Raw genomic sequence first — 15,022 nt, forward strand, 5'->3', positions numbered from 1 at the left:
GAAGTGATAATAAAAAAAACCGCTGATTAATCAGCGGTTTTTTTATATTTAAACTCTAATGGTTTGAGAGAAAATTATTTTTTTCTCTTAACTGCTTTTGCATTTGGAAGGTCTGTAATAGAACCTTCATAGATTTCAGCAGCCATACCAATTGATTCATGCAATGTTGGGTGAGCATGGATAGTTAGTGCGATATCTTCTGCATCACAACCCATTTCGATTGCAAGACCAATTTCACCAAGAAGTTCACCAGCATTAGTACCAACAATAGCACCACCGATAACACGGTTAGTGTCTTTATCAAAAAGAAGCTTAGTTAGACCATCAGCACAATCTGAAGCGATTGCACGACCTGATGCAGCCCAAGGGAAGCTTGCAGCTTCGTAGTTAATGCCTTCAGCTTTTGCTTCTTTCTCAGTTTTACCAACCCACGCGACTTCTGGTTCAGTATAAGCAATTGAAGGAATAACTTTAGGGTCGAAGTAGTGCTTCTTACCAGAAATAACTTCAGCAGCTACGTGACCTTCATGCACACCTTTGTGAGCAAGCATAGGTTGACCTACGATATCACCAATAGCGTGGATATGAGGTACGTTAGTACGCATTTGCTTATCAACATTAATGAAACCACGTTCATCAACAGCAACACCCGCTTTCTCAGCGTCTAGTAAACTACCGTTTGGAACACGACCGATTGCAACAAGAACAGCATCATAGCGCTCAGCTTCTGCTGGTGCTTTTTTGCCTTCCATTGAAACGTAGATACCATCTTCTTTCGCTTCAACTGCTGTCACTTTCGTTTCAAGCATTAGGTTAAACTTGTTTTTGATACGCTTAGTATAAACTTTAACGATATCTTTATCTGCCGCAGGGATAACTTGGTCAAACATCTCAACAACGTCAACTTGAGAACCCAGAGCATGATAAACCGTACCCATTTCTAGACCGATGATACCACCGCCCATAATAAGTAGTTTCTTAGGAACTTCTTTAAGCTCAAGCGCATCCGTTGAATCCCAAATACGTGGGTCTTCATGTGGAATGAACGGTAGCTTAATTGGACGAGAACCAGCAGCAACAATCGCATTATCAAAGTTGATTGTTGTGTTGCCATCTTCACCAGTTACTTCAATAGTATTTGCGCCAGTAAATTTACCAAGGCCATTTACTACTGTTACTTTACGCATCTTAGCCATACCGCCAAGACCGCCAGTCAGTTGAGTAACTACTTTTTCTTTCCATAAACGGATCTTATCGATGTCCGTTTGAGGCTCACCAAATACGATGCCGTGATCTGCCATCGCTTTTGCTTCTTCAATAACTTTAGCTACGTGAAGTAATGCTTTTGATGGGATACAACCAACGTTTAAACATACGCCACCAAGTGTGTTGTAACGTTCAACGATAACTGTTTCTAAACCTAAATCTGCACAACGGAATGCTGCAGAGTAACCAGCAGGACCGGCACCAAGTACCACAACTTGGGCTTTAATTTCTTTGCTCATTTTGACCTCGTTATAGTCATTTCCCTAACAGGCTGACCGATGTTCTAGTATTGTTTTCAGACTGACTTTATTTTACATATATGTTAACAGTGTGAAAGCAAGATGGGGTTAGCCTGTGAGCTAGACAACAATTCACGTTAATACACTTCATATGAAAAGTATGTAAGACCCGTAAATTGTATTTAATTCTAAAAACTGAAGTTAACCTTCAATTTATGAAGCAATAAGGCGGCTTATTTGCCACCTTATTGTTTATTTCAATTACCGCTAATTACAGTACTAAACGACGAATGTCTGATAATGCACTGTTTAAGAAAGTAATGAAACGAGCGCCTTCTGCACCATCAATCACACGGTGATCGTAAGATAGAGACAGAGGAAGCTGTAGGCGTGGAGCGAACTCTTTGCCATTCCAAACTGGTTTAATTTCAGATTTAGATACACCTAAGATACCTACTTCTGGAGCATTTACGATTGGTGTAAATGCTGTGCCACCGATACCGCCAAGGCTTGAGATTGTGAAACAACCGCCTTGCATATCAGAAGCCATTAATTTACCAGCACGTGCTTTCTTAGAAATAGCCATTAGCTCTTCAGATAGCTCGTAAATGCCTTTTTTGTTCACGTCTTTAAATACAGGAACAACAAGACCGTTTGGCGTATCAACAGCGATACCTACGTTTACATACTTCTTAAGGATGATGCTTTCGCCGTCATCAGATAAAGAAGAGTTAAACGATGGGAATGCTTCAAGTGCTTTCGCAACTGCTTTCATGATGAACACAAGTGGCGTGATCTTCATACCAGTATCATTTTTCGCTTCGATTGCATTCTGCTCTTTACGGAATGCTTCTAGCTCAGTGATATCAGCGTTGTCCCACTGTGTAACGTGCGGGATCATTACCCAGTTACGGTGCAGGTTAGCACCAGAAATTTTCTTAATCTTAGAAAGTTTCTTAACTTCTGTTTCACCAAACTTGCTGAAATCAATTTTTGGCCATGGAAGTAAACCAAGAGCTGAACCGTCACCGCCTTTACCTGATGCAGCAGCACCAGATTCAAGACGCTTAAGTGCATCTTTAACAAAGCTTTGAACATCTTCTTTTAAGATACGGTCTTTACGGCCAGTACCTTTAACTTTAGCAAGGTTTACACCAAACTCACGAGCTAGACGGCGAACAACTGGAGACGCGTGTGCGTATTCGTTGTTTGCTTCAAATTCACCCGTAGCTGCTGGAGCAGAAGCCGCTGCAACTGCTGCAGGAGCTGCTTGTGCAACTGGTGCTGCTGTCGCTTGTGCAGCAACTGGTGCTGCACCTTCAACAACAAATGTCATGATTAGAGAGCCAGTTGATACTTTATCGCCAGCTGCAATCTTAATCTCTTTGATAGTACCAGCAAAAGGAGCTGGTACTTCCATTGATGCTTTGTCGCCTTCAACAGTAATTAGAGATTGCTCTTCTTCTACTGTATCGCCAACAGCAACCATGATTTCAGTTACTTCAACTTCATCACCGCCGATATCTGGAACGTTTACTTCTTTCTCAGCAGATACTGCTGGAGCCGCTGCAACTGGTGCTGCCGCCGCTTGAGGAGCAGCTACTGGAGCAGAACCTGCAACTTCAAAGATCATAACTAAAGAACCAGTTGACACTGAATCACCAGAAGCGATTTTGATTTCTTTAACTGTACCAGCGAATGGTGCAGGAACTTCCATTGAAGCTTTGTCGCCTTCAACAGTTAAAAGAGATTGCTCTTCTTCTACTGTATCGCCAACAGAAACCATGATTTCAGTTACTTCAACTTCATCACCGCCGATATCTGGAACATGAACTTCTTTAAGCTCAGCAACAGATGCCGCAGCAGGAGCAGCTACTGGAGCAGCAGGTGCTTCTGCTGCACCCTCTGCTTCAAAGATCATAATAAGAGAACCCGTTGTTACTGAATCACCTTCAGCAATTTTGATCTCTTTAACGATACCCGCTTGAGACGCAGGAACTTCCATAGAAGCTTTATCGCCTTCAACAGTGATCAGTGACTGCTCTTCTTCAACTCGGTCACCGACCTTAACTAGAATCTCAGTTACTTCAACCTCATCTGCACCGATGTCAGGTACATTAATTTCGATTGTCATTGTTTGTTTCCTTAATTAATGGAAGTCTTATGCGTATTGCGGGTTAGTTTTTTCTGTATCGATATTGAATTTAGCAATTGCTTCTGTAACAACAGATTTCTCAATATCACCACGTTTCACTAATTCAGTTAGAGCAGCAACAACTACGTAGCCTGCGTTAACTTCGAAGTGACGACGTAGGTTCTCACGGCTGTCTGAACGACCAAAACCATCAGTACCAAGTACTTTATAAGATTCAGTTGGCATGTACGCACGTACTTGTTCAGCGTAGTTCTTCATGTAATCAGTCGCAGCGATTGCTGGTTCGTTACCAAGAACCGTTGTGATGTACGGTACTTTCGCTTCTGCTTCTGGGTGTAGCATGTTGTAACGCTCTGCATCTTGACCATCACGAGTTAGCTCGTTGAAAGACGTTACAGAGAAGATATCAGATGCTACGCCGTACTCTTCACTTAGAATTTGTGCTGCTTTACGCACTTCATTCATGATAGTACCAGAGCTCATTAACTGAACTTTAGCTTTAGAACCAGCATGAGACTCAAGCTTGTAGATACCTTTACGGATGCCTTCTTCAGCGCCTTCAGGCATTGCTGGCATTGCGTAGTTTTCGTTCATTACTGTTAAGTAGTAGTAAACGTTTTCTTGGTTCTCACCGTACATGCGACGAATACCGTCTTGCATGATTACCGCTAGCTCGTAAGCAAACGTTGGGTCATAAGAAATACAGTTAGGAACTGTGTTTGCCATGATGTGAGAGTGACCATCTTCGTGTTGTAGACCTTCACCGTTTAGCGTTGTACGACCAGCAGTAGCACCTAATAGGAAGCCACGTGCTTGTTGGTCACCCGCTAACCATGCCATGTCACCAATACGTTGGAAACCGAACATTGAGTAGTAGATGTAGAATGGGATCATTGGTAGATCGTTGGTGCTGTATGATGTTGCAGCAGCAACCCAAGACGCCATTGAGCCTAATTCGTTGATACCTTCTTGAAGAACTTGACCAGAAGTTGCTTCTTTGTAGTAAGAAACAATACCTTTATCTTCAGGAGTGTAATCTTGACCGTGTGGGTTGTAGATACCAACCTGACGGAATAGACCTTCCATACCGAATGTACGCGCTTCATCACAAATGATAGGAACGATGTTCTTACCAATGTTCTTATCTTTAAGTAAGATATTTAGTGTACGTACGTAAGCCATTGTTGTTGAGATATCACGCTTTTGCTCACCTAATAGAGGGGCAAATGCATCAAGCTCAGGCACTTTGAATTCTTGGGTAAACTTAGGCAGACGCTTAGGTGTGTAACCGTGTAGCGCATCACGACGAGCGTGTAAGTAATTGTACTCAGCAGAACCTTCTTCTAGTTTAAGATAAGGAAGCTCTTTGATTTTTTCATCAGAAAGAATGTCTTCTAGACCTAAACGATCACGTAGGTGTTGAACATGAGTCATGTCCATTTTCTTAACACCGTGTGCAATGTTCTTACCTTCAGCAGCATCGCCCATGCCGTAACCTTTAACAGTTTTAGCTAGGATAACTGTTGGCTTACCGCCTGTTTCTTTTGCATTGTTGAATGCAGCGAACAGTTTAGATGAATCATGACCACCGCGCTTAAGAGCGAAGATTTCGTCATCAGTCATATCAGCAACAAGTGCTGCAGTCTCAGGGTATTTACCAAAGAAGTTCTCACGAACGTAAGCGCCATCTTTAGATTTGAATGTTTGGTAGTCACCATCGATAGTTTCGTTCATTAACTGAAGAAGTTTACCAGTCGTGTCTTTAGCAAGTAGTGAATCCCAGTTGCTACCCCAAATAACTTTAACAACATTCCAACCAGCACCTTTAAATAGGCCTTCTAGTTCTTGAATGATGCTGCCGTTACCCATAACAGGGCCGTCTAGACGCTGTAGGTTACAGTTGATTAGGAAACATAAGTTGTCCAGTTTTTCACGAGCAGCGAAAGAAATCGCACCGCGTGATTCTGGCTCATCCATCTCACCATCACCTAGGAAAGCGTATACACGCTGAGCGCCAGTCTCTTTCATGCCACGGCCTTCAAGGTACTTAAGGAAGCGCGCTTGATAGATAGCAGAAATAGGACCAAGACCCATAGATACTGTAGGGAACTGCCAGAATTCAGGCATCAGTTTAGGGTGAGGGTAAGAAGGAATACCTTTACCATCAACTTCTTGACGGAAGTTATCTAGTTGCTCTTCAGTTAAACGACCTTCAACGAAAGCACGAGAGTAGATACCAGGAGAGATGTGACCTTGGTAATAAACTAAATCACCACCGTCCGTCTCATTCGGAGCACGGAAGAAATGGTTAAAACATACTTCGTAGAATGCAGCTGCAGATTGGTAAGACGCCATGTGGCCGCCAAGATCCAAATCTTTCTTCGAAGCACGTAGAACGATCATGATTGCGTTCCAACGAATAATTGAACGGATACGACGCTCAAGAGTAACATCACCTGGGTACGCAGGTTCTTGCGTTACAGGGATGGTATTGATGTAGTTAGTATTGATGCCAGTTGGCATATCAACACCATCTAAACGAGCTTTATCAAGAACTTGCTCTAATAGATACTGGGCGCGTTCAACACCCTCTTCACGTACAACTGACTCAAGAGCTTCTAACCAATCTTGAGTTTCTAGTGCATCAACGTCATGCTTCATGTCAGACATGCGAGCTATCCTTTTATTTGTTGGTTCAAATAGGGTGACAATGAAATGAATCGAATTAATCCATATCATTACTTTGTTGAATTCGACGAAGCGAGCACTCTCTGCGGCTCTCTTCTTTTGTCAATTCCAACAATGTTTCTTCAATATAGGCTAAATGAGAATGAGAGGCCAAACGTGCCTTTTCAGGCTCTCCTGACACTATCGCTTCTACCATTTCAGCTCTATGTGCTCTCACCTTTTCCACCACCGCATCACGGCGATTTAATAAGGTAAAGTTTTGTAATACATTTTGTTCAAGCAAGGGTTCTAAACTACGGACCATGTGTAGTAATACCACATTGTGCGCCGATTCAGTCACCGTGATAAGACAGTTCATAACCGCAGAAGCTTCTGCTTTTAAATCACCGTCTTGTTGTGCCTGTTGGATTAACTTATGTGACTCTTTAATCCGTTTAAAATCTTCGTCGTTACCACGTAAAGCTGCGTAATAGGCTGAAATGCCTTCTAACGCATGGCGTGATTCAAGTAAATCAAATTGAGTTTCAGGATGCGTTGCTAATAAATCTAGCAAAGGCTCTGAAAAACTTTGCCATAAACCTTTATTAACAAACGTTCCACCACCTTGGCGACGAGTTAATAGGTGCTTTGCCTCTAAACGTTGTATCGCTTCTCGTACTGATGGACGGGAAACATCAAACTGTTTTGCTAACTCTCTTTCTGCTGGTAATTTTTGCCCAGGAGAAAGGGTTCCTTCTAAAATCAGCCGTTCAAGCTCTTGCTCGATTACATCGGACAACTTCGGCTGACGTATCCTTTGATATGTCATCGTAGCTCAACCCAATTTAAGTTGATTACTTCCCACATTACCGTGAGTCATTCGTCACTTTAAATAATTGGTATTACCAATTTTATTTGAGGTGCAATTTATCATTAAAAAAGGGAATTTGTCTAGGTAAAAGTTGATTTGAATCATGGAATGGAGTCTCTTTATATTGTTAATTAACAATATATAAACATAACAAACACAATTGGTCAGACCAATTTTTATTTATATTAAATACTAATGTGCCAAATTTAAGAAATTCAGTCATATAGACTTTAAAGCTAACCTCTTAATTTATGGTATTTTTCCCAGTCAAATGACAACCCTGGATCTGTCTTTCTTAACGGCGCAATGTACTGGTGGCCAGTGATACGCTGATCAACAATCAATGGGTAAGTATCTTGTAGCACGTTTGTTACAGCAGCCAAACTATCATATTGGTCTTGAGTATAGGCAGTAAAATCAGTCCCTTCCAACTCAATACCAATACTATAATCATTACATCGAGCACGCCCTGCAAATGATGACATTCCAGCATGCCAAGCTCTAGCATTAAAAGGAACAAACTGTATGACAGTACCATCCCGACGGATCAAGCAGTGGGCTGATACTCTGAATTTATGAATCACTTTAAAAAATGGATGAGCGGTAGGATCCAATGTGCCAGTAAACAATTGTTCGATATAAGGCCCACCAAATTGCCCCGGTGGTAAACTAATATTGTGAACAACAAGCAGAGAAATATCTTCATCATCAGGACGCTCGTCATAGAACGGTGACACTAAGTGTCTTGCTTCATTAAGCCAATGATCTGTTGATAAAGTGAATTTCATCATCTATTCCTCTATGAATTAAAGTAACTTGTGTAACTTACGTATATCTTATGATGAAATTCTGCTCTAGCGCGAGTATTATTGTCGCCATAAACTTATTTCAAATCATTCAATGGACCTCACCATGATCAAAACCCATGATAGCGCCTCTCGTCTTGAATATTTAAAGCAACAACTTCCTACAGAAATCACTCGTGCCGTTTCAGATACACTACGTGAGGATTTAGGTGGAACACTAGATGTAAGTACTGACATAACAGCAAGTTTAATCGCTGAAGATACTCAATCTGTTGCAACAATCATCACGCGTGAACATGGTGTATTTTGTGGAAAGATGTGGGCCGACGAAGTCTTTAAACAGCTAGGTGGTACCGTTGCTATCGAATGGCACGTTCAAGATGGTGACAAAGTAGAGCCAAACCAAACGCTTTGCACCTTAACAGGCCCATCACGCACACTATTAACCGGTGAGCGTAATGCGATGAACTTCATTCAAACACTCTCTGGTTGTTCTACCATCACAGCAATTTACGCTGAAAAAATTGCACACACCAAATGTCGTCTACTTGATACTCGCAAAACCATTCCGGGTTTACGCAGTGCATTAAAATATGCCGTAGCTTGTGGCGGTGGTTTCAATCACCGTATTGGTGTGTTTGATGCTTATCTAATTAAAGAAAATCACATTATTGCCTGTGGCGGTATTGAAAAAGCGATTTCTACAGCCAAAGAACTTAACCCAGGAAAGCCTGTTGAAGTAGAAACAGAAAGCCTAGAAGAGCTACAACAAGCGATTGACGCTGGTGCTGACATTATTATGTTAGATAACTTCACTACCGATATGATGCGTGAAGCTGTAAAACTAAATGCTGGTCGCGCCGCATTAGAAAACTCAGGTAATGTCACTTTAGATACTATTGCAGAATTTGCTGAAACTGGAGTTGATTACATCTCTGTTGGTGCATTAACTAAGCATCTAAACGCAATGGATTTATCAATGCGCTTTAAATAAGTCATTTAGCGAATGCTAACATCTCAAAGGGCTGATTCTTCATCAGCCTTTTTTGTATCTATACATAAGCTTCAATTCAAATACCTCGATACTCTCCACAAATTCCGCCTCTCATTCTTCTTTTTTCTTCACTCGCTTAATAATAAGAATTGCGACTCATACTAGATAAGAAAAGTTATCTTCTTGAAGTGAACCGTAATTGAAATCCATCACTATCATTCACTTACATGAAACCTTCTAGCAACTCGAAAGCTCATCGCTTACCTCTTCTTTCTCTCTAATTTCCTTCTATGCTTCTCTTACTGAATGAACATGATAAATAGTAAAGGAGAAGATAATGAAAGAGCGTCAAAGGCAAAGGGGTTTTACCCTGATAGAGTTAATGATCGTCGTTGCCATTATTGGTGTGTTATCAGGCGTAGCTGTCCCGGCCTATAAAAATTATGTCGCTAAAAGTGAAGTCATAGCAGGATTAGCAACAATGAAAGCACTATTAGCCCCTGCTGAATTAATCTATCAGGAGAAAGGAAAGCTAGCATCAGGAACAAACTTAAATGATTTGGGTATCACAGGTACATCAAATAAACTTGGCACTATATCTATCTCAGCAGATAACAAAATCAAATTCCTTTTTAATGCTGAAAGCGCAATTAAAGATGCATATTTAACTTTTGAAAAAACAGATACCGGGTGGGCATGTCAAATAGTCTCTGGTGGCGTGAGCTCTTTTCCTTCTATTGATGGTTGTTCATAGTCAATGCATACCAATCTAGCCTCAATCCTACGTCAAGCTGAGCTAATCAGCTTGACGCAAGAAAGTGCCATCATAGAATTAATCCAAGCAAAAACACATACAGTGACTTCTGCACTTTTGACTCAAGGCATATTTAGCTCTAATGAATTACTTGATCATCTTGCACGTATTTTTGGTCTGGAGAGTGTTGATATCACTCAACATAACTATACCGAGACATGTCAAAAACTAGGACTGCGAGAGCTAATCATCCAATACCAAGCCCTTCCTATTTATCATGACAACAACACAATTCGTTTAGCGGTTTCAGATCCAAGTATTAGCCACATTGAAGAGGATTTTCGTTTTACTAGCGGAAAGCAGATCGACATTGTTCTAGCAGATCAAGAACAGATCAACGCAGCAATTCGCCGAGTTTATGGCTACACACTTTCTGAAAACGCTGCGCAATATAAGGAGATCACTCAAGACGAACTTGCTTCGCTTGTCGAACTCTCTTCAGATGAAATCGAATTAACTGAGGATCTCAGTAAAGACGATGCTCCAGTCTCACGTTTTATTAATCAAATCTTAATTGAAGCCGTTCGAAAAGGAGCATCCGATATTCATTTTGAACCCTATGAAGACAGCTATCGAGTTCGCTTTCGTTGCGATGGGATCTTAATTGAAAATAACACCCCCTCCTCTCACTTGAGTCGACGTCTTTCTGCTCGTTTAAAGATAATGGCAAAACTTGATATAGCAGAGCGTCGCCTGCCTCAAGATGGCCGAATCAAACTCAAGTTAAATAATGACACCGCCGTTGATATGCGCGTTTCTTCTTTACCAACATTGTGGGGTGAAAAAGTGGTCTTGCGTTTATTAGATAGCAGCTCTGCATATTTAGATATCAATCAACTCGGCTACAGTAAAAAGCAACAACAACTCTACCTCTCTGCACTAAAACGCCCCCAAGGGATGATTCTAATGACGGGGCCGACAGGCAGTGGAAAAACAGTTTCCCTTTATTCTGGGCTCAATATTTTAAATACCCCAGATAAAAACATATCTACCGCTGAAGATCCCGTAGAGATAAACCTTACTGGCATTAATCAAGTCCAAGTAAATCCCAAAATAGGCTTTGATTTTTCTCATGCATTACGCTCATTCTTACGACAGGATCCTGATGTCGTGATGGTAGGTGAAATTCGAGATCTTGAAACCGCTGAAATCGCAATCAAAGCCGCCCAAACAGGGCATTTAGTGCTTTCAACGCTTCATACTAATTCAGCCGCAGAGTCCATTGTTCGTTTAGCTAATATGGGGATAGAGCAGTTCAATCTTGCTTCATCCCTAAGCTTAATCATTGCACAACGTTTAGTAAGAAAACTGTGCCCACATTGTAAACATGTTGACCCTCTCAGCTCAGATATCAGAAATAAGTATGCCATCAAATTAGAAAGTACCCTTTTTAAAGCCAACCAAAGTGGCTGTAACAAATGCACTCATGGCTATTCAGGCCGTATTGGGGTTTATGAAGTCATGCCTTTTAGCAAAGAATTATCCGCCGCTATTTTAAAAAGAGCCTCAGCTAATGAAATAGAGGAACTTGCCATTAAACAAGGGATGGATAGCTTAGCAACCTCAGGAATTCATCGATTAGAAGATGGAACAACAAGCTTACAAGAACTCACTCGAGTGCTCTATTTCTAACACTTTAATGGCACCAGACTATGCAGAACTCAGTAAATAAAACCAACTTCCCTCGCTTAACACGTTTCTACTGGAGGGGCCTTAATCAGAAAGGTCAGAACGTTTCCGGCACACTATTGGTATTGAATGAGCAAGAAGTTAGAGCAAAACTAAGCACACAACAAATACGAATAAAGAAAATAAAAAAACGCCATATTTCTAGCATGGAAAGAATAAAGCATTCGATAAAAGGTAAGGACATCACTCTATTAACGCGTCAGTTAGCAACGATACTAAATGCGGGAGTACCGTTAGTTCAATCTTTGCAGCTTATCGCAGAAAGTAATCCCAAAGCAGAAATGAAATCTATATTAAATCAAATAATTTTATCCGTAGAATCAGGAGAGCCTCTTTCCAAGGCCATGCTAAGAAGTAGCCCTTTCTTTGATCCCTTTTATATTGATATGCTTGCTACTGGAGAAGAAACAGGATGCTTGCCCCAAACCTTTAAGCGTTTAGCGTCTTATAGAGAAAAAAGCGAACAATTAAGATCGAAAGTCATCAAAGCGATGATTTACCCAACCATGGTTTTACTTGTTTCCATTATCGTGGCCATTTTAATGCTTACTCTCGTCATTCCTGAATTTGAAAATATCTTTAGTGGCTTTGGCGCTGAACTTCCTTGGTTTACCCAGCAAATAATTCAAGCATCATATCTATTACAGCACTATGGCCTATGGATATTGATCCTAATGATCATCGGCAGTTTTATTTTTAAGTCTGTTCATAGGCGATCTTATACGCTGCAACTGATACTCAGTAAAAACAGTCTACGCATTCCGATTATTGGTTCTATTTTATCCAAAGCGGCTATCGCAAAATTTAGCCGTACTTTAGCAACCAGTTTTAGCTCAGGATTACCTATTTTACACAGCTTACAAACCACCAGTAAAACCGCAGGAAACCTATACTATCAACAAGCAATTTTTTTAGTGCAACAAAGCACGGCGGCAGGAATGCCTCTTTATCTTGCTATGCGTCATTCTCAAGCTTTCCCCGAGATGGTACTTCAGATGGTTATGATTGGTGAAGAGTCAGGACAACTTGACGATATGCTCAATAAAATAGCGCTGATCTATGAAGAAGATATTGATAATACGGTAGATAATTTAGGCAAGTTATTAGAACCATTAATCATCATTTTCCTAGGAGGTATGATTGGTGGGTTGGTCGTTGCTATGTATCTTCCTATCTTTAATTTAATGAGTGTAATAGGATAAAATTCTGATACCATCTCTGTACTTATGCTCTTCTAATACTGGACGCTTTTTACATGGCTGTTTTTGATTACTATCCTTGGCTCTTCCCACTCTTTGCTACACTATTTGGTTTATTAGTCGGTAGCTTTCTTAATGTCGTGATCTATCGCCTTCCTATCATGATGGAAAAAGAGTGGAAAAAAGAGTGCATTGACTGTTTTCCTGATTTAGAACCAAAGAATAAAACAGCTAAGAAAGAAGAAGTCTTCAACCTTAGCGTGCCTCGTTCTCGCTGTCCGAAATGCAACACTCAAATTAAATTTTATGACAATATTCCAGTTATTAGCTGGTTGCTCTTAAAAGGAAAGTGCCGTCAATGCAGTAATCCTATTAGCTTTAGATACCCTACTATTGAGCTTTTATCCGGCGCGATGTGTTTTGCCATCTCTTACTTACTTCCCTTCTCATACTTTGCTGTCGCCGCCATCCTATTTACCTTAGTTCTCATCGCACTAACCTTTATCGATATTGATACGATGTTGTTACCCGATCAAATTACCTTACCATTAGTATGGTCTGGTATTTATTTGGCTTTAGTTGGATGGAGCCCTGTTAGCTTGATTGACTCTGTTATTGGTGCAATGGCTGGCTATCTTATTCTGTGGTCTATTTATTGGGGCTTTAAGTTATTAACCGGTAAAGAAGGCATGGGGTATGGTGATTTTAAATTACTGGCTGCCATTGGCGCTTGGTTAGGTTGGCAACAGCTGCCCTTAGTGGTTTTACTCTCTTCCGTTGTCGGTGCCATTATCGGCATTGCGATGTTAAGTGCACAAAAAAAAGGCTTTGATAAAGCGATCCCTTTTGGTCCGTATTTAGCCATAGCTGGCTGGATCTGCCTATTGTGGGGACAACAAATTGGCCAATGGTATTTCACTACAATTTTAGGTTTCCCACTATGAGTTATGTTGTCGCAATTACTGGCGGGATAGGCAGTGGAAAAACCACTGTTGCTGATACTTTTCAGAAAAACCATGCTATCGATATTGTGGATGCAGATATCATTGCTCGTGATGTTGTAAAACCTAATACAAAAGGCTTAACCTCTATCGCTGAACATTTTGGTCATTCCATTCTATTACCTAATGGAACTCTAAATCGAGCAGAGCTTCGACAACGCATTTTTTCAAACACCAATGAAAAAACATGGCTTAATAATTTACTTCATCCATTGATCCGTGAAGAGATGCAGCATCAACTGTCATTATCCACATCACCTTACGCACTGCTTGTTGTTCCACTTTTAGTTGAAAATCAGCTGCAATACCTAGCAAATAGAGTCCTTGTTGTTGATGTTTTGGAGCAAACTCAAATTAATCGTACCATTACCCGTGATAAAGTAGATACTGAACAAGTTAAAGCTATTCTTGCTTCGCAAGCCTCACGAGAAGAGCGACTGGCACTTGCTGATGACATAATTAAGAATGATCTCAATATTTGCGATCTCGATAATGAAATAGCTCTGCTACATAATAAATATCTGCTATTGTCTCAGGCATCTATAAATAAAGAGAATCAATAAAGACTATGAATGGATTGGGTATGCAAAAATTTGAACACCCTTTAAATGAAAGGACTCGAATTTATTTACGAATAGAATCCCTATTTCGTAAGCTTGGGCATTCTGCTGATTTAACTCAACCATTTGAGTATCAGGTATTCTTTAGTTCTCTTTTTAATATGCTCGATATTTTAGAGCAAGTTCAGGTGAAGGCCGATTTAGGCAAAGATCTAGAAAAGCTGCGTTTACAATATCGCGCTTGGATGGATATCGAAGGAGTTGACCAATCGGCTTTACTTTCTGTTTTAGAGCAAATTAGTCAAGTGCATTATAATCTAATGCAAACCACTCGACCGGGTCACTCTTTAAAAGAAGATCGCTTTCTATCTGCATTAAAACAACGATTTTTTATTCCTGGTGGCGATTGCTGCTTTGATTTACCCGCATTGCACCATTGGTTACACCTCCCTTTAGAAGTTCGATGCCGTAATACTCATAATTGGATGTCTCAGCTACTTTCGTTATCAGACGCCTTATCATTGTGGCTACGACTAACGCGAGAAACCGCTCGTTTTGAACCTCAAATTGCCCGTAATGGATTTATGCAAAGTGAAATGGAGAATTCCAATTTATTGCGCCTAGAGATCCCTATTGAGCAAGGAGTTTATCCAATGATCTCTGGGCATAAAAGTCGTTTTGCGTTACGCTTTATGTCTTTCGAAACCAACAAGAATTGTGAAAAAGACATTGAGTTTACGCTTGCTGTCTGTTGAGGAATC

At 40.6% G+C, this 15,022-nt stretch carries 12 protein-coding genes; 7 read left to right on the plus strand and 5 right to left on the minus strand.

The annotated features are described in order from the left end of the window. Positions 1–74: 74 nt before the first annotated feature. From lpdA to ampD, 5 genes are all read right to left on the minus strand, one after another. On the minus strand, positions 75–1,505 hold the full coding sequence (gene lpdA / locus ED622_RS09490) for a dihydrolipoyl dehydrogenase (protein ID WP_060994114.1): 1,431 nt from the start codon (positions 1,503–1,505) through the stop codon (positions 75–77). Between the two features lie 271 nt (positions 1,506–1,776). Next, on the minus strand, positions 1,777–3,639 hold the full coding sequence (gene aceF, locus ED622_RS09495) for a pyruvate dehydrogenase complex dihydrolipoyllysine-residue acetyltransferase (RefSeq protein ID WP_122033649.1): 1,863 nt from the start codon (positions 3,637–3,639) through the stop codon (positions 1,777–1,779). Between the two features lie 27 nt (positions 3,640–3,666). Next, entirely contained in the window at positions 3,667–6,330 is a 2,664-nt protein-coding gene (gene aceE / locus ED622_RS09500) for a pyruvate dehydrogenase (acetyl-transferring), homodimeric type (protein ID WP_122033650.1), read from the minus strand. Positions 6,331–6,385: 55 nt separating this feature from the next. Then, positions 6,386–7,156 carry a pyruvate dehydrogenase complex transcriptional repressor PdhR gene (pdhR, locus tag ED622_RS09505; RefSeq protein WP_122033651.1) on the minus strand — a complete coding sequence of 257 codons (771 nt, stop codon included), beginning with the start codon at positions 7,154–7,156 and terminating at the stop codon, positions 6,386–6,388. 278 nt (positions 7,157–7,434) lie between these two features. Beyond that, positions 7,435–7,986 carry a 1,6-anhydro-N-acetylmuramyl-L-alanine amidase AmpD gene (gene ampD, locus ED622_RS09510; RefSeq protein ID WP_122033849.1) on the minus strand — a complete coding sequence of 184 codons (552 nt, stop codon included), beginning with the start codon at positions 7,984–7,986 and terminating at the stop codon, positions 7,435–7,437. A 124-nt stretch (positions 7,987–8,110) separates the two neighbouring features. Here ampD and nadC point away from each other — a divergent pair, with 124 nt between their 5' ends. From nadC to zapD, 7 genes are all read left to right on the plus strand, one after another. Then, entirely contained in the window at positions 8,111–8,998 is an 888-nt protein-coding gene (nadC, locus tag ED622_RS09515; protein ID WP_162922496.1) for a carboxylating nicotinate-nucleotide diphosphorylase, read from the plus strand. A 337-nt stretch (positions 8,999–9,335) separates the two neighbouring features. Continuing rightward, complete coding sequence (locus tag ED622_RS09520) at positions 9,336–9,752, plus strand: prepilin-type N-terminal cleavage/methylation domain-containing protein (RefSeq protein WP_122033653.1); 417 nt, start codon at positions 9,336–9,338, stop codon at positions 9,750–9,752. Between the two features lie 3 nt (positions 9,753–9,755). Then, the gene (gene pilB / locus ED622_RS09525) at positions 9,756–11,444 is read left to right on the plus strand and encodes a type IV-A pilus assembly ATPase PilB (protein WP_122033654.1); all 1,689 of its coding nucleotides are present in this window, start codon (positions 9,756–9,758) and stop codon (positions 11,442–11,444) included. A gap of 20 nt (positions 11,445–11,464) precedes the next feature. After that, positions 11,465–12,703: a type II secretion system F family protein gene (locus ED622_RS09530; protein ID WP_122033655.1), complete on the plus strand. Its 1,239-nt coding sequence runs from the start codon at positions 11,465–11,467 to the stop codon at positions 12,701–12,703. Positions 12,704–12,756: 53 nt separating this feature from the next. Next, positions 12,757–13,644 carry an A24 family peptidase gene (locus tag ED622_RS09535; RefSeq protein ID WP_122033656.1) on the plus strand — a complete coding sequence of 296 codons (888 nt, stop codon included), beginning with the start codon at positions 12,757–12,759 and terminating at the stop codon, positions 13,642–13,644. Continuing rightward, on the plus strand, positions 13,641–14,264 hold the full coding sequence (coaE, locus tag ED622_RS09540) for a dephospho-CoA kinase (protein ID WP_122033657.1): 624 nt from the start codon (positions 13,641–13,643) through the stop codon (positions 14,262–14,264). The genes ED622_RS09535 and coaE overlap by 4 nt, the downstream gene beginning before the upstream one ends. Positions 14,265–14,269: 5 nt before the next feature. Continuing rightward, complete coding sequence (zapD, locus tag ED622_RS09545; RefSeq protein ID WP_122033658.1) at positions 14,270–15,016, plus strand: cell division protein ZapD; 747 nt, start codon at positions 14,270–14,272, stop codon at positions 15,014–15,016. Positions 15,017–15,022 lie beyond the last annotated feature (6 nt).

It is taken from the genome of Aliivibrio sp. EL58 (assembly GCF_900312675.1).
Lineage (GTDB): Bacteria > Pseudomonadota > Gammaproteobacteria > Enterobacterales > Vibrionaceae > Aliivibrio.

Coding starts and splice junctions, on each gene's coding strand:
- ampD (WP_122033849.1), bottom strand. CDS start 7,986: ATGAAATTCACTTTATCAACAGATCATTGGCTTAATGAAGCAAGACAC.
- ED622_RS09535 (WP_122033656.1), top strand. CDS start 12,757: ATGGCTGTTTTTGATTACTATCCTTGGCTCTTCCCACTCTTTGCTACA.
- aceE (WP_122033650.1), bottom strand. CDS start 6,330: ATGTCTGACATGAAGCATGACGTTGATGCACTAGAAACTCAAGATTGG.
- zapD (WP_122033658.1), top strand. CDS start 14,270: ATGAATGGATTGGGTATGCAAAAATTTGAACACCCTTTAAATGAAAGG.
- ED622_RS09530 (WP_122033655.1), top strand. CDS start 11,465: ATGCAGAACTCAGTAAATAAAACCAACTTCCCTCGCTTAACACGTTTC.
- aceF (WP_122033649.1), bottom strand. CDS start 3,639: ATGACAATCGAAATTAATGTACCTGACATCGGTGCAGATGAGGTTGAA.
- lpdA (WP_060994114.1), bottom strand. CDS start 1,505: ATGAGCAAAGAAATTAAAGCCCAAGTTGTGGTACTTGGTGCCGGTCCT.
- nadC (WP_162922496.1), top strand. CDS start 8,111: ATGATCAAAACCCATGATAGCGCCTCTCGTCTTGAATATTTAAAGCAA.
- pilB (WP_122033654.1), top strand. CDS start 9,756: ATGCATACCAATCTAGCCTCAATCCTACGTCAAGCTGAGCTAATCAGC.
- pdhR (WP_122033651.1), bottom strand. CDS start 7,156: ATGACATATCAAAGGATACGTCAGCCGAAGTTGTCCGATGTAATCGAG.
- ED622_RS09520 (WP_122033653.1), top strand. CDS start 9,336: ATGAAAGAGCGTCAAAGGCAAAGGGGTTTTACCCTGATAGAGTTAATG.
- coaE (WP_122033657.1), top strand. CDS start 13,641: ATGAGTTATGTTGTCGCAATTACTGGCGGGATAGGCAGTGGAAAAACC.